This is a genomic window from Streptomyces sp. NPDC050416, from assembly GCF_044458845.1.
Taxonomy (GTDB): domain Bacteria; phylum Actinomycetota; class Actinomycetes; order Streptomycetales; family Streptomycetaceae; genus Streptomyces.
Genome location: NZ_JBITII010000002.1, coordinates 733,511 through 750,551 on the forward strand (window position 1 = coordinate 733,511; position 17,041 = coordinate 750,551).

The window sequence follows — 17,041 nt, forward strand, 5'->3', positions numbered from 1 at the left end:
CACGTCGCGGCTCTGTCCCTCGACGAGCTCCAGCAGGGTCATCGACCAGCTCCTTCACCGCTTCGGCGGCCCGCTTGCGGGGTACGTCCGCGAGGGCCCGCAGCGCCGATACCAGCAGGGCGTCGCCCGTCAGCACCGCCGCCGGCGTGCCGAACACCGACCAGGCCGCCGGGCGGTGCCGGCGCAGGGCGTCGCCGTCGATGACGTCGTCGTGCAGCAGGGTGAAGCCATGCACCAACTCCACCGCGACCGCACCCGGTACGGCGGTTTCCGCACTGCCCCCGACCGCCGCCGCGGACAGCAGCACCAGGGCCGGGCGGACCGACTTGCCCGTCCGGGACACCGTCGCCGTCGGCGTGCCGTCGGCCTCGCACCAGCCGCGGTGTTACCCGGCCACCCGGCTCTCGGCCGCCGGCAGTGCGCCGACGGCCGACCGGAGGGCGGGATTCAGCAGGTCGTCGACCCAGCTCGGATGAGGAAACGTGCCGACCGGGGCCGGGTCGGTGGTCTGCGACATGTACTGCTCCTCAAGACTGCGAACGGGGACCGCGTCCGGCATGACTGCCTGGTCACGTACCCGCCTCGGTCAAGCGGCGGCCCGACATCCTGGAGAAGCCGCAGCGCACCGCCCACGGAAAGATCACTTGGCCGGACCAGCCCTACTACGGTGCACCTAGCTGACAATCGGGCCATGGCACCGACGAGTTGGGGAGCGGGGCGCGACAGCGGAGGTCAGACGGCTGCATGGCGCGGCGGGACCGGCTGTTCTTTCCCCCGCCGTCAACCTCCGGCTGACGCCCGGCACCAGCGGCATCGTTTTCTGCATACGGCCGCCGGGTGATCCCCGCGTCGTCCGTCCCGTCCCACCGGACCGGTCGACAGTCGTTCGCTCATCCTGCTGGGCGTGATCGTTTCCCTGGCACGAGCCTGTGCTGCCGCCCTGCTCGGCACCGCCTGCACCATCGCCCTGTCTGCCCCACCCACGCCGCCAACACCAAGGACACGTGCCGCTACATCGTCGAATGGACGGCCGTGAAACTGCGCTGGAGCCTCACCGCGGACACGGAGGAGCGCGAGTCCCTGACCCGCCTCGCCGAGGCGTGCCCGGACACGGACGTCACGTACACACCGGCGCCGTAGCCGTTGCCACTGCTGTTGCTGTTGCCGTTGCCGTTGCCGTTGCCGTTGCCGTTGCCGGCATGGTGCGACCGGTGCCTCGGCTGGTGTCGGGGCACCGTTGGATGTCGTCCTGGCCCGTGAGTGAGGCCGACCTGAGAAGATGGCGTGGTTCATCACACGAAATGGGGGGGGCGAGCATGCTCGTGCTCGTACTGTCGGTCGTCGTCCTGCTCGTCATCGGCGGCTGCGTCTGCGTTTTCTGGGCGGCCCGGGGCGACGCTCCGCGCTGGGCACGTGGTGTGGCCAAGGTGACGCTGCTCGGCAGCGAACTGGCCCGCAGCGCAAGCCGGAACTCCCGCTCACAGCAGAGCAGCGGGGACGACTAGTCGAGGAATCCCAGCACGCTGTCCGGCCGGCACTGGGGACAGGGCTTGACTCCGTCGGCGAGAGCCCGCCGCGCCTCGTCCCGCTCGATCCCCTTCGAGCGCTTCCCCGCGTTCCAGCAGTCACCGACGTGGACGTACACCGCGTCCCGCCCGGACAGACCTTGTTCGAGCAACCATGCGGGCGCAGGCGGCCGGGCTTCCATCCCCCGCCGCTGTTCAGCCTCGCGGCGCTCCTCCACCGCGATCCACCGGTCGATCTGGGTGATGGCCGCCTTCGCCTGCTGAACGACCACGCGGCGCGCGAATCGCAGCAGATCAAGCCGGGAAGACGGTTCATCGTTCACACGTTCGATTCTATGGACGGGGCACTGCACCGTCACCACCGCCCCTGTCCGATGACCGAGCGTCCGACAGCATGACAAAGGACCCGTGACCTGCTGTGTTCGCAGGTCACGGGTCCTTTGTTTTCCCGTGTGGCGGCGCCAGGATTCGAACCTGGGAAGGCTGAGCCGGCAGATTTACAGTCTGCTCCCTTTGGCCGCTCGGGCACACCGCCGGGGTTGCTGCCCGTCGAACCGCTTTTTTCGGCGGTGCTCCGTGGCAACGACGTAAACAATACCTGATGCCGAGGGGTGCTCCGCCACCCGATTGATCGGGGCCCGCAGGGCGGGGGGTGGCTAGGCTTGTCCGGATGCGGCCCGGGATCTGAACAGGCCCGGCGGCCGCCCACGTACGCCGGTACGCACGATTCGCACCCCGATACAAGGAGCCACAGGACATGGCCGACTCCAGTTTCGACATCGTCTCGAAGGTCGAGCGGCAGGAGGTCGACAACGCACTCAACCAGGCCGCCAAGGAGATCTCGCAGCGCTACGACTTCAAGGGCGTGGGTGCCTCGATCTCGTGGTCCGGCGAGAACATCCTCATGGAGGCGAACTCCGAGGACCGGGTCAAGGCGATCCTCGACGTCTTCCAGTCCAAGCTGATCAAGCGTGGCATCTCGCTGAAGGCTCTGGACGCGGGCGAGCCCCAGCTCTCCGGCAAGGAGTACAAGATCTTCGCGTCGATCAAGGAGGGCATCTCCCAGGAGAACGCGAAGAAGGTGGCGAAGACCATCCGTGACGAGGGCCCCAAGGGCGTGAAGGCGCAGGTGCAGGGTGAGGAGCTGCGGGTCAGCTCCAAGAGCCGGGACGACCTCCAGGCCGTCATCGCCCTGCTGAAGGGCAAGGACTTCGACTTCGCCATGCAGTTCGTGAACTACCGGTAGGCCCGGCCGGGTCCGCGGGGCTCCCGGTCCGCGCCGGCGGGCTCCCGGTCTGCACGGGGACGAGAAAGGGTGGGCACCTGCTGGGTGCCCACCCTTCTCGCCTGCTGGCCGCGGTCGATGGGGGCCGGAGGGCGAGGTGGTACGTCGTATGCCGACCGTCGGCGTCGTCAGTTTCGGGAATTGCCGAACAGGAGGCGGTAAGCGATCAGGAGGACGAGCGATCCGCCGATCGCCGCGGCCCAGGTCGCGCCGTCGTAGAAGTCCTTGCTGATCGGGTGGTCCATCCAGCGGGCCGATATCCAGCCACCGATGAACGCGCCCGCGACGCCGATCAGGGTCGTGCCGATGAGGCCGCCCGGGTCGCGCCCCGGCAGCAGGAACTTCGCGATGGCGCCGGCCAACAGTCCCAGGATGATCCAGCTGATGATGGTCATGCCGTGAACCTGCCCTTTCACGCTGTGCCCGCCCTGTCCCGGCCATGTGATCTTGCTCCCGGCAGACCGTGCTCGTGCGTCGTACGCCGGGCGTTCCGCGTACGACGTCCTTGCCGCGCGCGTTCACGCCGTCTTGGGGGGAAGGACGCCCTGGCGGCGCCCGCCGGTTGCACTGATCAGTAGGGTGCGACGCATGACAGCCTCCACTTCCGGTCTGCGCCGCACCCTCGGCGTCGGGGACGCCGTCGTCGTCGGGCTCGGCTCGATGGTGGGAGCCGGGATCTTCGCCGCCCTCGCGCCCGCGGCGCACGCGGCCGGCTCGGGACTGCTCCTCGGGCTCGCCGTCGCCGCCGTGGTCGCGTACTGCAACGCCATGTCGTCGGCGCGCCTCGCCGCCCTGTATCCGGCCTCGGGCGGGACGTATGTGTACGGGCGTGAGCGGCTCGGGGAGTTCTGGGGATATCTGGCGGGCTGGTCGTTCGTGGTCGGGAAGACGGCCTCCTGTGCGGCGATGGCGCTCACCGTGGGCACGTACGTCTGGCCGGGGCAGGCGCACGCGGTGGCGGTCGCGGCCGTGGTGGCGCTGACCGCGGTGAACTACGGCGGTGTCCAGAAGTCCGCATGGCTGACGCGGGTGATCGTGGCGGTGGTCCTGGCTGTCCTCGCTGCCACGGTGGTGGGGTGTCTGGTGTCGGGCGAGGCCGATGCCGGGCGGCTGGACATCGGGGCCTCGGGCGGTGCGGGCGGTGTGCTTCAGGCCGCCGGTCTGCTGTTCTTCGCGTTCGCCGGGTACGCCCGGATCGCGACCCTCGGTGAGGAGGTACGGGATCCGGCGCGCACCATTCCGCGGGCGATCCCGCTGGCGCTGGGCATCGCGCTCGTGGTGTACGCGGGTGTGGCGGTGGCTGTCCTTTCGGTGCTGGGTTCGGACGGTCTCGGGGACGCGACGGCGCCGCTGGCCGACGCGGTGCGGGCGGCCGGGATGCCCTGGCTCGGGCCGGTGGTGCGGGTCGGTGCGGCCGTTGCCGCGCTGGGGTCGCTGCTCGCCCTGATCCTGGGCGTCTCACGGACGACGCTGGCCATGGCCCGGGACCGGCATCTGCCGGGCGCGCTGGCGGCCGTGCATCCGCGCTTCCAGGTGCCGCACCGGGCGGAGCTGGCCGTGGGTGCGGTGGTCACGGTCCTGGCCGCCACGGTGGACGTCCGGGGCGCGATCGGGTTCTCCTCCTTCGGGGTGCTGGCGTACTACGCCGTGGCCAATGCCTCGGCCTGGACGCTCGATTCGGCGCTGAGAGCACGGCTGGTTCCGGTGGTCGGGCTGCTCGGGTGCGCCGTGCTGGCCTTCTCGCTGCCGGGGATTTCGATGGTCGCGGGCGCGGGAGTGCTGGTGGTGGGGGCGATTGCGTACGGAGTGCGGCGGGGGGTGCGGGCGAGGGCCGGGAGGGGGTAGGGCTGCCCTCTTGGGTCCGTCAGGGGCATCTCACCGGGTCGTCCGCCGGCTCGGGACGTGAAGTCACACTGGGTGGGCTGGTGTTGTGGGCCTGGGCCTACGCTCGTGTCGGCAAGTGCTCGATCGCGGTCATGGGTTCATGATGCAGGCCGCCGCTGACAGCCGGGCCGGCCTGTGGATAACCCCGGGCCTGTGCACACCGGGCCCCGCTGTCCCGCCGTCAGCGCATCGCGAACGGCTCGTTCGTCCGCACGATGTCGCGGCCCAGCGGGAGCAGCGAGACCGGGATGAGCTTGAAGTTCGCGACGCCGAGCGGGATGCCGATGATCGTGACGCACAGCGCGACGCCGGTGACGATGTGGCCGAGGGCCAGCCACCAGCCCGCCAGGACCAGCCAGAGCACGTTGCCGAGGCAGGACGGCGCGCCCGCGTCGCGGCGCTCGACCGTCGTGTACCCGAAGGGCCACAGGGCGTAGACGCCGATGCGGAAGGCCGCGACGCCGAACGGGATGCCGATGACGGTGATGCAGAGGAGCAAGCCCGCGAGGATGTAGGCGAGGAACAGCCAGAAGCCGCTGAAGAGGAGCCATATGACGTTCAGGATGGTCTTCACGGGTTCCCACCTGCCATCTTCTCGAGCCGGGCGATGCGGTCCGCCATCGGCGGGTGTGTGGAGAACATCTTCGACAGGCCCTGGCCGGGCCGGAACGGGTTCGCGATCATCATGTGGCTGGCGGTCTCGATGCGCGGCTCGGGCGGCAGCGGGAGCTGCTTCGTGCCCAGTTCGAGCTTGCGCAGGGCGCTGGCCAGGGCGAGCGGGTCGCCGGTGAGCTGGGCGCCCGAGGCGTCCGCCTGGTACTCCCGGGAACGGCTGATGGCCAGTTGGATGAGAGAGGCGGCCAGCGGGCCCAGGATCATGATCAGCAGCATGCCGAGCAGCCCGGGGCCGTCGTCGTCGTCCGAGCGCCCGATCGGGATCAGCCAGGCGAAATTGACCAGGAACATGATCACGGAGGCGAGGGCGCCGGCGACCGACGAGATGAGGATGTCGCGGTTGTAGACATGACTGAGCTCGTGGCCGATGACGCCGCGCAGCTCACGCTCGTCCAACAGGCGCAGGATGCCGTCGGTGCAGCACACGGCGGCGTTGCGCGGGTTGCGGCCCGTGGCGAACGCGTTGGGCGCTTCCGTCGGGGAGATGTACAGGCGCGGCATCGGCTGGCGGGCCTGCGTGGAGAGCTCGCGGACCATGCGGTAGAGCCCCGGGGCCTCGAACTCGCTCACCGGGCGGGCACGCATCGCGCGGAGGGCCAGCTTGTCGCTGTTCCAGTACGCGTACGCGTTGGTGGCCAGCGCTACCAGGACGGCGATGACGAGCCCCGTGCGGCCGAAGAAGCTGCCGATGACGATGATGAGTGCGGACAGTCCCCCGAGGAGGACTGCTGTCCTGAGCCCGTTGTGCCGGCGGTGCACGGTACGCCCTCCAAGTGGTGCGGCAGGGGGACCCTTGCTTGCTGATCTGCGGTGCCACTGGTGCCGTGATGTCACGTCCAGTGGACCCTCCCGTACTGGTCAACGCCAGGCGGGAGGCACTAGTTCCCTTGTGCGCGCGGCGGCGGGTGTGGACCGTCCGGGTGAACGGCTCCCGGACGCGGCACGCGCGCGTGGAGGGCCGGGTGCCCCACGCGCGCGTGGCGAATGCGCCGGTGGTTCAGAAGAGGGCCGTGTCGGTGAAGCGCAGGACCAACTGGGGTGCGCCGGACAGGGCGATACCGAGGACTCCGGTCAGCGCGATCGCGGCCGTGAGCGGGGCGGGGACGCGGTGCTTGTCGGGTTCGCCCTCGGGGGCGCGGAAGAGCAGGGCCGTCCACTGGAGGTAGTAGAACAGCGCGATGACGACGTTGACGGCCATGATCACGGCCAGCCAGCCGAGGCCGGCGTCGACGGCCGCCGAGAAGACGGTGACCTTGGCGAAGAGGCCGATGATGCCCGGCGGCAGCCCGGCGAGGCAGAGCAGGAAGAACGCCAGGAGCAGCGCGGACAGCGGGCTCGACGCGTACAGGCCGCGGTAGTCGGAGACGCGGTTGAGCAACTTCGTCCGGCCGACGAGCGCGGCCACGGCGAAGGCCCCGAGGTTCACGGCGCCGTACATCAGGGCGTAGGCGACGGTGGAGCCGATCGACTTCTCGGCGTCTCCGGAGTACGCGGCGGCCGCGATCGGCACCAGGAGGTAGCCGGCCTGGCCGACGGACGACCAGGCGAGCAGGCGTACCGCGCTGTACGCGCGCGTGGCCTGCTGGCGCAGGGCGCCGACGTTGCCGACGGTCATGGTGAGCGCGGCCAGGACGGACAGGGCCGGGCCCCAGACGTCGGCGTACGAGGGGAGGGCGACGACCGTGACGAGGATCAGGCCGCTGAAGCCGACCGCCTTGCCGATGACCGACAGATAGGCGGCGATGGGCAGGGGCGCCCCCACGTAGGTGTCGGGCACCCAGAAGTGGAAGGGCACGGCGGCCGTCTTGAAGGCGAAGCCGACGAGGGTGAGGACGACGCCGGTCTGGGCGAGCGTGTGGAGCTGCCCGTCGACGTTCTGGATACGGTCGGCGACCTGGGTCAGGTAGAGGGTGCCCGTGGAGGCGTACACGAAGCTGATGCCCATGAGGCTGACCGCGGTCGCGGTGACCGAGGACAGGAAGAACTTCAGGGCCGCCTCGGAAGACTTGCGATCGCCGTGCCTGAGGCCGACCAGCGCGAAGGCGGGCAGGGAGGCGACCTCCAGGGCGACGATCAGGGTCGCGAGATCGCGGGAGGCGGGCAGGAGGGCGGCGCCGGCCGCGGAGGACAGCAGCAGGAACCAGTACTCCCCTTCGGGCAGCTCCTTGCGGGCGTCCTTCAGGGCGGTGACCGACAGAAGGGCGGCGAGGAGGGCGCCGCCGAGGACCAGGAACTGGATGACCAGGGTGAAGCGGTCGGCCGTGTAGCTGCACACGGTGGCGTCGCCGGTCAGGCAGAAGGTGCCGCGGTCGCCGTCCAGGAGGGGCAGCAGCATCAGCGTGGCGGCGGCCAGACCGGCCACGGACGTCCAGCCGAGCAGCGCCTTGCGGTGCTCGGCGACGAACAGGTCGGCGACCAGGACGACGAGGCCGACGACCGCCGCGATGGTGGGCGGTGCGATCGCGAGCCAGTCGACGGACTGGACCAGCGACGCGGCCAGGGGCTGGGCCGGGGAGCTCATCGGGTGCCTCCTGCGAGGAGCTGCTGGACGGCCGGGTCGCTCAGGCCGAGGAGGGCCTTGGGCCACAGACCCGCGACGACGGTGAGGACGACGAGCGGGGTCCAGGCCGCGAACTCGTAACTGCGGACGTCGGTGAGCCTGGGGGCGTCCTGCGGCAGGGCGCCCATGCACACGCGGCGGACCACGACCAGCAGGTACGCGGCCGTCAGCAGCGTCCCGAACGCGCCGATCGCCATGAACGTGAGGAAGGCGGGACGGCTGAGGCCCGCTGCCGGCTGGAACGCCCCGAACAGGGACAGCATCTCGCCCCAGAACCCGGCCAGGCCCGGCAGGCCGAGCGAGGCGACCGCGGCGAAGGCGAGCAGGCCGCCGAGGCGCGGGGCCCTGCCGTAGAGCGCCGCTCCGGTCTCCTCGGCGAGGGTGTCGAGGTCGGTGGTGCCGGTGCGGTCCTTCAGGGCGCCGACCAGGAAGAAGAGCAGGCCGGTGATGAGGCCGTGGGCGATGTTGGCGAACAGGGCGCCGTTCACGCCGGTCGGCGTCATCGTCGAGATGCCGAGCAGGACGAAGCCCATGTGGCCGACGGAGGAGTAGGCGATGAGGCGCTTGAGGTCGCCCTTCGCGCCCTGCTTGGCGAGGGCCAGGCAGGCCAGGGATCCGTAGATGATGCCGACGACGGCGAGCGCCGCGAGGTAGGGCGCGAAGGTGCGGAAGCCGTCCGGGGCGATGGGGAGGAGGATCCGGACGAACCCGTACGTACCCATCTTCAGCAGGACACCGGCCAGCAGGACCGAGCCGACGGTCGGCGCGGCGGTGTGGGCGTCGGGCAGCCAGCTGTGCAGCGGCCACATCGGCGTCTTGACCGCGAGGCCGATCCCGATCGCCAGAACGGCGATGACCTGCACTGATGTGGTCAGCGACCGGCCGTTGTCAGTGGCGAGTGCCATCATGTCGAACGTGCCCGCCTTGAGCCCGATCAGGAGCAGGCCGAGCAGCATGACCACGGAGCCGAGCAGCGTGTAGAGGATGAACCGCCACGCGGCCTGGCTCCGGCCCTCGCCGCCCCAGCGGGCGATGAGGAAGTACATCGGGATGAGGACCATCTCGAAGGCGAGGAAGAACAGCAGCAGGTCGAGGACGGCGAAGGTCGCGAGCGTGCCGGACTCGAGGACGAGCAGCAGCGCGACGAAGGCCTTCGGGCTCGGGCCTTCAGGCATCTTGAAGTACGAGTAGAGCGCGCAGAGGAAGGTCAGCAGCGCGGTCAGGACCAGAAGGGGGAGGGAGATGCCGTCGACGCCGAGGTTGATGCGTACGTCGAGTGCGGGGATCCAGCTGATGTCCGTGCTGGCCTGCATCTTCGACGGCTGGCCGTGGTCGAAGCCGAGCGCGAGGACGATCGCCGCGATGAGGACCGCGCCGGTGACGGTGACGCCGTGCCGGAGCACGGCCTGCTCGGGTGACTTCCCCTTCAGCCCGGGCGGGGCCGGCAGGAGAGCCGCGGCGGCGCCGAGGAGCGGGCCGACGACGACGAATGCCAGAAGGAACTGCATCACGGACTCGTTGATATCGATCACGCCTGCTCACGCTCCCGTGGCGACGAGGACGACGGCGACCGCGAGGACGACGGTGCCGGCGAGCAGCGCGCTCACATAGGTCTGGACGTTGCCGGTCTGTGCGCGCCGTACGGCGGCGCCGAGCCAGCGGGGCAGCGCACCCGCGCCGCGTACGTAGGTCTCGACGACCTCCCGGTCGAGGAACCGGACGAGGCTCGCCCCGGCCTGGACCGGCCGGACGAAGAGGGCGCTGTACAGGGCGTCCATGTGGAAGCCGGCGGCCGCGTGGCGGTGCAGCGGGCCGAGCAGGAGCCGTCCGGGGTCGGCGGGGTCGGGCGCGTAGGCGATGTCGCCGTAGGCCGGCTCGTGGGTGGCGATGGCCTCCGCCTCGACCTGGGCGGCGTCGCCCTCGGGGTGGGCCGCGACCGCTCCCAGCGGGACGCGTGCGGTGAGCGCGGTGGTGTGCCGCCAGGCGCCGTAGGTGACGATGCCGCCGACCAGGGCCACGCCCGTGCCGAGCACGGAGGTGGTGAGGGTCGGGCTGAGGTCGCGGCCGTCGAACCAGTCGGGCAGCAGGCGGAACGCGAATCCGCCGAGGGCCAGGGACGGGGCGGCGAGCACCCACAGCACCACGGTCATCGTCAGAGGCTGGCGGCCGTGGTCTGGGGCTTCGGCGCCCCGGCCGCGGAAGGCCAGCAGCCACAGGCGCATCGCGTAGGCAGCGGTGAGCACGGCCGTGAGCAGACCGGCGACGAGGACGATCCAGCCCGCGGCGGCGGGGGCGTGCTCGGTGTGTCCGGTGACGACGTGTTCGGCGACGCCGAGGACGGCCTCCTTGGAGAAGAAGCCGCTGAACGGCGGGATCGCGGCGAGCGCGAGCAGCGCCACGGTCATCGTCCAGTAGGCGTCGGGGACGCGGTCGCGCAGGTTCCGCATACGGGACATGGCGGCGAGCGAGTTGGTGCCGGCGGCGTGGATGATCACGCCGGCCGCGAGGAACAGCAGCGCCTTGAAGGCGCCGTGGGACAGGAGGTGGAAGACGGCGGCACCACGGTCGCCGACGGCGAGGGCGCCGGTCATGTAGCCGAGCTGACCGATCGTCGAGTAGGCGAGGACACGCTTGATGTCGTCCTGGGCCAGCGCGGCGAGCGCCGAGCCGGTCATCGTGACGGCGGCCATGACGGCGAGGACGACCATCGCGGCCTGGGAGGCCTCGAAGACCGGGAGGAGACGGGCGATGAAGTAGACACCGGCGGCGACCATCGTCGCGGCGTGGATCAGCGCGGAGACGGGGGTCGGGCCCGCCATCGCGTCGGGGAGCCAGGTGTGCAGCGGGAACTGCGCGGACTTGCCCGCCACGCCCGCCAGGAGGAGCAGGGCGATCAGCGTCGGGTGGTCGAGTCCGCCGCTCGCGACGGTACTCAGGACCCGGGTGATGCGGAAGGAGCCGGCGTCGGCGGCCAGGGCGAACAGGCCGATGAGGAAGGGAACGTCGCCGAGCTTGGTGACCAGGAAGGCCTTGAGGGAGGCGGCGCGGGCCTGAGGGGTCTCCCAGTAGTGGCCGACCAGGAAGTAGGAGCAGATGCCCATGACTTCCCAGCCGACCAGCAGCACGATCAGGTCGCCTGAGTAGACGACCAGGAACATCGCGGAGGTGAACAGGGAGACCAGGGCGGCGTACGAGGGGTAGCGCGGGTCGTCGCGCAGGTAGCCCGTCGAGTAGATCTGCACGCAGGAGGCGACCAGGCCGACCAGGACGGCGACGAGGGCGGCGAAACCGTCGATGTGCAGGGCGAGTTCGATCGGGACGGAGCCGGTGGGGGTGAGTTCCGTGGCCGCGTTGACGGCCGCGTCACCGCCCTGCCGCACGGCGACCAGCGCGGCGAGTACCAGGGAGGTGAGCGTCGGCAGGACGGCGAGCGGGCGGACGAAGCCGGGTGCCGTGCGGCCCAGGAGCAGGCCGGCGACGGCGCCGAGGAACGGAAGGAGGGGGACGAGGACGGCGAGGGTGGTCGTGGTCACGCGGTGGCCTCAGCCTTCTGGGCCTCGCCGGACTGCTCGGCCGTAAGGGCGTCGTGGTCGGTGCCGTCGGGGTCGTGCCGTTCGGCGGTGTCGCGGAGCTTGTCGATGTCCGCGGTGCCGCGGTTGCGGTGGACGGCGAGGACGATCGCCAGGCCGATGCCGATCTCGGCGGCGGCGATGGCGATGGTGAACAGGGTGAGGGCCTGGCCGGAGTGCAGGGTCTCCTCGGCGGTCCTGCTGAGCCAGACGTCGAAGGCGACCAGGTTGAGGTTGACGGCGTTGAGCATCAGCTCGACCGACATCAGGACCAGGATCGCGTTGCGGCGGGCGAGGACGCCATACAGGCCCGTGCAGAAGAGGAGGGCGGAGAGCACGGCGGGATAGGCGAGGTGCATCAGCGGGTCCCTTCCTTCTCGCCGCGGTCCTGCTCGCTCCGGTCCTGCTCGCTCCGGGCGGCCGGGGTGTTCTCGGTCGCGGTCGCCGACGCGGCCTTCGCCTTGCGGGACAGGACGATCGCGCCGACCAGGGCGGCGAGGAGGAGGACGGAGAGGGCCTCGAAGGGGAGGACCCAGTTCTGGAAGAGGCTCGCGCCGGTGGCCTCGGTGGAGCCGGCGGCGGGGCCGTCCAGGTCGATCCAGGTCGTGCGGAAGGCGTCGACGACGACCCAGACCAGGGCGGCAGCGGCGGCGACGGCCACGATGAGGGCGGCCCAGCGGTTGCCGGAGTCGGCGTCCGGGGAGCGGCCGATGGGGGCCCTCGTGAGCATCAGTCCGAACAGGAGGAGGACGACGACGGAACCGACGTAGATGAGGACCTGTACCCAGGCGATGAACTCGGCGGTGAGCAGGAGGTACTCGACGGCCAGGCCGCCGAGGGTGACCACCAGCCACAGGGCGGCGTGCACCAGTTGCCGGGTGGTGACGGTGACGAGCGCGGCGCCGAAGGTGACCAGGCCGACGAGGAGGAAGGCGATCTCGACGCCGGTCGGGGAGAGGAACCCGTGGGTTTCGGCGGCCGTGGTGAACGCGGTCATTCCCGGCCCTCCTGCCCCGGCTTCGGCTGATCCGTCTGCGGGGCCGGCTGATCCGTCTGCTGCTTGGAGTCGCCCTGCGGGCGGGTCGGGCGCTCGGCTGCCCGGGCCTGCTCGTCGGCGTGCGGTTCGGTGGCGGGCGGGGCCTGCTGGGCGGCCAGCTTGTCGGCGGTCTTGCGGGCGGTGACGAGCTCCTTCGGATCCTCCGCGCCGGGGTCCAGGGCCGGCGGGGCCGGGACGGTCCACATCCACTCGCGGAGCTTGTCGCGCTCGTGGGTGAGGTCGCGGATGTCGGTCTCGGCGTACTCGAACTCCGGGGACCAGAACAGGGCGTCGAAAGGACAGACCTCGATGCAGATACCGCAGTACATGCACAGGGAGAAGTCGATGGCGAAGCGGTCGAGGACGTTGCGGCTGCGTTCGCGGCCGCCGGGGGTCGCCGCCGGGACCGTCTCCTTGTGGGAGTCGATGTAGATGCACCAGTCGGGGCACTCGCGGGCGCACAGCATGCAGACCGTGCAGTTCTCCTCGAACAGGCCGATCACACCGCGGGTGCGGGGCGGGAGGTCGGGCTGGGCGTCCGGGTACTGCGCGGTGACGGACTTCTTCGTCATCGTGCGGAGGGTGACGGCCAGGCCCTTGGCGAGGCCGGAGCCGGGGATGGGGGCCATGGTTAGTTGATCACCACCTTGACGATGCCGGTGAGGGCGATCTGGGCGAGGGAGAGGGGGACGAGGAGGGTCCAGGACAGTTTCTGGAGCTGGTCCTCGCGCAGGCGGGGGTAGGTGACGCGCAGCCAGATGACGAGGAAGGCGAGGACGGCGGTCTTCAGCAGGGTCCAGACCCAGCCGAGGCCGTCGGCGCCCCAGGGGCCGTGCCAGCCGCCCAGGAAGAGGACGGTGGTCAGGCCGCACAGGACGACGATCCCGGCGTACTCGGCGAGGAGGAAGAGGGCGAAGCGGAGGCCGGTGTACTCGGTGTACGCGCCGAAGATGATCTCCGAGTCGGCGACGGGCATGTCGAAGGGCGGGCGCTGGAGTTCGGCGAGGCCGGCCACGAAGAAGACGATCGCGCCGACGATCTGCCAGGGCAGCCACCACCACTCGAAGGCGTCGAGGATGCCGGGGATCGAGACGGTGCCGGCCGCCATCGCCACCGAGGCGGCGGTCAGCAGCATCGGCAGTTCGTAGGCGAGGAGCTGGGCGGCGGTGCGCAGGCCCCCGAGGAGGGAGAACTTGTTCGCGGACGCCCAGCCGGCCATGAGCGAGCCGAGGACGCCGACGCCCATGACGGCCAGGACGAAGAAGACACCGGCGTCGATGACCTGGCCGACGGCTCCCTCGTCCGGGCCGATGGGGATGGCGAGCAGGACGAGGAGGTACGGCAGGAGGGCGACGGCGGGGGCCAGTTGGAAGATGCGGCGGTCCGCGCCCGCGGGGACGACGTCCTCCTTCTGCGCGAACTTGACGCCGTCGGCGATCAGCTGGGCCCAGCCGTGGAAGCCGCCGGCGTACATGGGGCCGAGGCGGCCCTGCATGTGGGCCATGACCTTGTGTTCGGTCTGGCCGATGATCAAGGGGAAGGTGAGGAAGACGACGAAGACGATCAGGAGTCGCAGGATGACGTCGAGCACGTCGTTCACCGCTGGCCTCCTGAGGGGTCGTCGGGGTTGTCGGTGGGCTGCGGGTTGTTCGCTGGTTCTGAGGGTTCTGAGGGTTCTGAGGGTTCTGCGGTGTCTGAGGGTTCGGTGGTTTCCGAGGGCTCAGGGGTGTCGGAGGGCTCAGGGCCGTCAGCGGACCCCTGGGTGTCCGGTGACTCCGAGGTGGTGTTCGGGGTCTTCGGGTTGTCGGACGGCTCCGGAGTCGGCAGCGCGCCGGCCTCGGGGGACGGTTCGGGAGCCGGCTCCTCGAATGCCGGGCGGGCGTGGTGCCAGGGGGCGTCCGAGCTGCGCGGGGGCCGTGCTGCCCTGCCCGGCCGACTGCCGCCGGGGTCGGACGGGGCCTGCTGCGGCGCCGAGCCGTCACTCGCGCTTCGCGCCCGGCGCGGCTCCACCGAGGCGGCCGGCGTTCCGGGCCCGGCGTCCGACGGCTCCGGCCCGGCGTCCGACGGCTCCGGCCCGGCGTCCGACGGCTCCGGCTCGGTGGCCGGTGGTGGAGAGCCGGCCGCGGTCGCCGCTGCTCCGGCTTCGGTCGCCCGGGATTCGGAACCAGAGGTTGCGGACTCGAGGCCCGAGGCCGTGGCTTCGGGACCGGGGGTCACCGACTCGGGGCCGGAGGTCGCGGCTTCGGGGCCGGAGCTCGTGCCTTCCGGGCCGGAACTCGTGTCTCCGGAACCGGAGCTCGTGCCTTCCGGGCCGGAGGTCGCGGCTTCGGGGCCGGAACTCGTGCCTTCCGGGCTGGAGCTCGTGCCTTCCGGGCCGGAGGTCGCGGCTTCAGGGCCGGAGCTCGTGCCTTCGGAACCGTTGGGCGTCTGGCTCGCTGAGCCCTCCGCCGCCGAGCGGCTACGACGCGGTCGCTCCGAAGCCGGAGCAGCCGACTCCCCGGGCGGGCTCACCGCCCCCTCCCCCGCCGTCCACGCACGGCGCGGGGCAGCCGCAGACGAAGTCGCCGCGTCGCCGGCAGCAGCCTGACTGGCCGAACCCTCCGCCGCCGAGCGGCTACGACGCGGTCGCTCCGAAGCCGGAGCAGGCTCCCCGGGCGCGCCCTGGCTCGCCGAACCCTCCCCCGCCGAGCGGGTTCGCCGGACCGGGCGTTCGCCTGCCGGGCGGGCGGTGCCCCGGGGCGGGCGGTCGGCTGCCGCGCGGCCGGCGCCGCGGGTCGGGGCCGGGGGGAGCTGGCCCTTCAGGGGGCCCCATTCGTTCGGGTCGGGGACGCCGGGCGGAAGCATCTGGCGGCGCTTGGGGCCCCCGTGTTCCGACTCGCCGGGTTCCTTCGCGCCGGGCCAGGCCTTGGCGACGCGGGCGGCCAGGACGAAGTCCTTGCGCAGGGGGTGGCCTTCGAAGTTCTCGGGCAGGAGCAGGTGGTCCAGCGCCGGGTGGCCTTCGAAGGTGATGCCGAACATCTCGTGCGTCTCGCGTTCGTGCCAGGCGGCGCCCGCGTAGACACCGACCGCCGAGGGCAGGGTGGGGGCCTCGTGCGGGACCGTCGTACGCAGGAGGAGGCGTCGGAGCGGGGACAGCGCCGCGACGTGGGCCGTGACGCGAAAGCCCGTGCCCGGTTCGTCGACCGCGCTCAGCCAGTCGAAGTACGTGCAGGTCAGGCGGTCGCGTGCGGTCTCCAGGGCGGAGATCCAGGCCGTTGGCGGTACGTCGACCGTCAGGACCTCGTACGACTCCTCGGCCGTGGCGTCCGTACCGAAGAGTTCCTCGGCGTCGGCGGGGAGCCAGCCGACCGCGGTCATCGTCCCTCCCCCGGCGTCGAGTCGGTGCCCGGGGCGGGGGCCGGCGGCTGCACCAGACCGCTCTGCAGCGCCGCTGCCGAGGGACGGGCGGCGCCGCTGCCGTACCGCTCCCCCAGCGACTCGCGGGCGATCTTCTCCTGGAGCTTGAGGATGCCCTGGAGAAGCGCCTCGGGCCGGGGCGGGCAGCCGGGGACGTAGACGTCGACGGGGATGATCTGGTCGACGCCCTTGGTGACGGAGTACGAGTCCCAGTAGGGGCCGCCGCAGTTGCTGCACGCGCCGAACGAGATGACGTACTTGGGTTCCGGCATCTGCTCGTAGAGGCGCTTCACCGCCGGCGCCATCTTGTCCGTGACCGTGCCGGAGACGACCATCAGGTCGGCCTGGCGCGGCCCCGGCGCGAAGGGGATGACGCCGAGCCGGATGAAGTCGTGGCGGGCCATCGACGCGGCGATGAACTCGATCGCGCAGCAGGCGAGGCCGAAGTTGAAGACCCAGAGCGAGTAGCGGCGGCCCCAGTTGAGGATCACCTTCATCGGCTCGGGTGCGAGGCGCGCCAGGGCGCCGAGCCGCTTCGGCTCGGGAAGCAGCACGGGCTCGGTGTCGGCGGGGGTCACGTCCATGCCAGGACGCCCTTCTTGTATGCGTAGAGCAGGCCCACGGCCAGGAAGCCGAGGAAGATGAACATCTCCACCAGGGTCGTCGCGCCGTAGCCGGGGGCTGCGAAGACGGTCGCCCAGGGGAACAGGAAGATCGAGTCGACGGCGAAGATCACGTACAGGAACGCGTAGACGTAGTAGCGGACCTGGGTGTGTGCCCAGCCCTCGCCGACGGGGTCGACGCCGCACTCGTACGTCAGGAGTTTCTCGGGTGTGGGGACCACGGGCCGCAGCAGGCGGCCGGCCCCGAAGGCGACGGCGACGAACAGCACGCCGACGACGGCGAGCAGGCCGACGACCGAATAGGACTGGAAGTAGTCCGCCGCGACGACGGTCGTGGTGACGACGGTCGGTTCCGGCACGTCCGTCCCTCGCTCCCTGAAACTCGGACTGGATCCTGCGACGGTCCGCGGCTCCGGGGCACGGCCGGGAACAACGGACGCCGCCGTTCGGCGAACAACGGACGTGCCGCCGTTCGACGATCTGTACG

At 71.1% G+C, this 17,041-nt stretch carries 19 protein-coding genes, 1 tRNA gene and 1 pseudogene; 3 read left to right on the forward strand and 18 right to left on the reverse strand.

The window, feature by feature from the left end; all coding sequences use genetic code 11:
- Nucleotides 1-106 precede the first annotated feature (106 nt).
- The 3 genes and pseudogenes from ACIBL4_RS08455 to ACIBL4_RS08465 all read right to left on the reverse strand — a co-directional run.
- Nucleotides 107-343 (reverse strand): annotated as a pseudogene (locus tag ACIBL4_RS08455) (polyprenyl synthetase family protein); the annotation flags it as partial.
- Between the two features lie 42 nt (nucleotides 344-385).
- Nucleotides 386-517 carry a hypothetical protein gene (locus ACIBL4_RS08460; RefSeq protein WP_399407683.1) on the reverse strand — a complete coding sequence of 44 codons (132 nt, stop codon included), beginning with the start codon at nucleotides 515-517 and terminating at the stop codon, nucleotides 386-388.
- A 493-nt stretch (nucleotides 518-1,010) separates the two neighbouring features.
- A complete protein-coding gene (locus ACIBL4_RS08465; protein ID WP_399407685.1) occupies nucleotides 1,011-1,235 on the reverse strand; it encodes a hypothetical protein in 225 nt (74 codons plus the stop codon).
- A gap of 81 nt (nucleotides 1,236-1,316) precedes the next feature.
- Between ACIBL4_RS08465 and ACIBL4_RS08470 the strand changes: the two genes are divergently transcribed.
- Nucleotides 1,317-1,505 (forward strand): hypothetical protein, encoded by a 189-nt coding sequence (locus ACIBL4_RS08470; protein ID WP_399407687.1) that lies wholly within the window; start codon nucleotides 1,317-1,319, stop codon nucleotides 1,503-1,505.
- On the opposite strand, the gene ACIBL4_RS08475 is transcribed toward ACIBL4_RS08470, so the two are convergent.
- A complete protein-coding gene (locus ACIBL4_RS08475) occupies nucleotides 1,502-1,849 on the reverse strand; it encodes a DUF6233 domain-containing protein (RefSeq protein ID WP_399407689.1) in 348 nt (115 codons plus the stop codon). The two genes, ACIBL4_RS08470 and ACIBL4_RS08475, sit on opposite strands and share 4 nt — an antisense overlap.
- 130 nt (nucleotides 1,850-1,979) lie before the next feature.
- Nucleotides 1,980-2,061, reverse strand: a tRNA-Tyr gene (locus ACIBL4_RS08480).
- Nucleotides 2,062-2,283: 222 nt separating this feature from the next.
- Here ACIBL4_RS08480 and ACIBL4_RS08485 point away from each other — a divergent pair.
- Nucleotides 2,284-2,772 carry a YajQ family cyclic di-GMP-binding protein gene (locus ACIBL4_RS08485; protein WP_086563244.1) on the forward strand — a complete coding sequence of 163 codons (489 nt, stop codon included), beginning with the start codon at nucleotides 2,284-2,286 and terminating at the stop codon, nucleotides 2,770-2,772.
- A gap of 167 nt (nucleotides 2,773-2,939) precedes the next feature.
- On the opposite strand, the gene ACIBL4_RS08490 is transcribed toward ACIBL4_RS08485, so the two are convergent.
- On the reverse strand, nucleotides 2,940-3,206 hold the full coding sequence (locus ACIBL4_RS08490; protein WP_356929587.1) for a GlsB/YeaQ/YmgE family stress response membrane protein: 267 nt from the start codon (nucleotides 3,204-3,206) through the stop codon (nucleotides 2,940-2,942).
- 193 nt (nucleotides 3,207-3,399) lie between these two features.
- Between ACIBL4_RS08490 and ACIBL4_RS08495 the strand changes: the two genes are divergently transcribed.
- A complete protein-coding gene (locus tag ACIBL4_RS08495; protein WP_399407692.1) occupies nucleotides 3,400-4,656 on the forward strand; it encodes an APC family permease in 1,257 nt (418 codons plus the stop codon).
- Nucleotides 4,657-4,876: 220 nt separating this feature from the next.
- On the opposite strand, the gene ACIBL4_RS08500 is transcribed toward ACIBL4_RS08495, so the two are convergent.
- The 12 genes from ACIBL4_RS08500 to ACIBL4_RS08555 form a co-directional block, all read right to left on the reverse strand.
- Nucleotides 4,877-5,269 (reverse strand): YccF domain-containing protein, encoded by a 393-nt coding sequence (locus ACIBL4_RS08500; RefSeq protein WP_399407694.1) that lies wholly within the window; start codon nucleotides 5,267-5,269, stop codon nucleotides 4,877-4,879.
- Nucleotides 5,266-6,129, reverse strand: a complete 864-nt coding sequence (gene htpX / locus ACIBL4_RS08505) for a zinc metalloprotease HtpX (RefSeq protein ID WP_399407696.1) — start codon at nucleotides 6,127-6,129, stop codon at nucleotides 5,266-5,268. Before htpX ends, ACIBL4_RS08500 begins: the two co-directional genes overlap by 4 nt.
- 238 nt (nucleotides 6,130-6,367) lie before the next feature.
- Complete coding sequence (locus ACIBL4_RS08510; protein WP_399407698.1) at nucleotides 6,368-7,891, reverse strand: NADH-quinone oxidoreductase subunit N; 1,524 nt, start codon at nucleotides 7,889-7,891, stop codon at nucleotides 6,368-6,370.
- Nucleotides 7,888-9,462 (reverse strand): NuoM family protein, encoded by a 1,575-nt coding sequence (locus tag ACIBL4_RS08515; RefSeq protein ID WP_399407700.1) that lies wholly within the window; start codon nucleotides 9,460-9,462, stop codon nucleotides 7,888-7,890. Before ACIBL4_RS08515 ends, ACIBL4_RS08510 begins: the two co-directional genes overlap by 4 nt.
- 6 nt (nucleotides 9,463-9,468) lie before the next feature.
- The gene (locus ACIBL4_RS08520) at nucleotides 9,469-11,463 is read right to left on the reverse strand and encodes an NADH-quinone oxidoreductase subunit L (RefSeq protein WP_399407702.1); all 1,995 of its coding nucleotides are present in this window, start codon (nucleotides 11,461-11,463) and stop codon (nucleotides 9,469-9,471) included.
- A complete protein-coding gene (nuoK, locus tag ACIBL4_RS08525; RefSeq protein WP_020275039.1) occupies nucleotides 11,460-11,858 on the reverse strand; it encodes an NADH-quinone oxidoreductase subunit NuoK in 399 nt (132 codons plus the stop codon). The genes ACIBL4_RS08520 and nuoK overlap by 4 nt, the downstream gene beginning before the upstream one ends.
- Nucleotides 11,858-12,496 (reverse strand): NADH-quinone oxidoreductase subunit J, encoded by a 639-nt coding sequence (locus ACIBL4_RS08530; protein WP_399407705.1) that lies wholly within the window; start codon nucleotides 12,494-12,496, stop codon nucleotides 11,858-11,860. Before ACIBL4_RS08530 ends, nuoK begins: the two co-directional genes overlap by 1 nt.
- Nucleotides 12,493-13,164 (reverse strand): 4Fe-4S binding protein, encoded by a 672-nt coding sequence (locus ACIBL4_RS08535; RefSeq protein ID WP_399407707.1) that lies wholly within the window; start codon nucleotides 13,162-13,164, stop codon nucleotides 12,493-12,495. The genes ACIBL4_RS08530 and ACIBL4_RS08535 overlap by 4 nt, the downstream gene beginning before the upstream one ends.
- A gap of 2 nt (nucleotides 13,165-13,166) precedes the next feature.
- Nucleotides 13,167-14,135, reverse strand: a complete 969-nt coding sequence (locus ACIBL4_RS08540) for an NADH-quinone oxidoreductase subunit H (RefSeq protein WP_399407709.1) — start codon at nucleotides 14,133-14,135, stop codon at nucleotides 13,167-13,169.
- Nucleotides 14,132-15,892 (reverse strand): NADH-quinone oxidoreductase subunit C, encoded by a 1,761-nt coding sequence (locus ACIBL4_RS08545; protein ID WP_399407711.1) that lies wholly within the window; start codon nucleotides 15,890-15,892, stop codon nucleotides 14,132-14,134. The genes ACIBL4_RS08540 and ACIBL4_RS08545 overlap by 4 nt, the downstream gene beginning before the upstream one ends.
- Nucleotides 15,889-16,515, reverse strand: a complete 627-nt coding sequence (locus tag ACIBL4_RS08550; RefSeq protein WP_399407713.1) for an NADH-quinone oxidoreductase subunit B — start codon at nucleotides 16,513-16,515, stop codon at nucleotides 15,889-15,891. The genes ACIBL4_RS08545 and ACIBL4_RS08550 overlap by 4 nt, the downstream gene beginning before the upstream one ends.
- A complete protein-coding gene (locus tag ACIBL4_RS08555; RefSeq protein WP_010041427.1) occupies nucleotides 16,506-16,913 on the reverse strand; it encodes an NADH-quinone oxidoreductase subunit A in 408 nt (135 codons plus the stop codon). The genes ACIBL4_RS08550 and ACIBL4_RS08555 overlap by 10 nt, the downstream gene beginning before the upstream one ends.
- Between the last annotated feature and the right edge of the window lie 128 nt (nucleotides 16,914-17,041).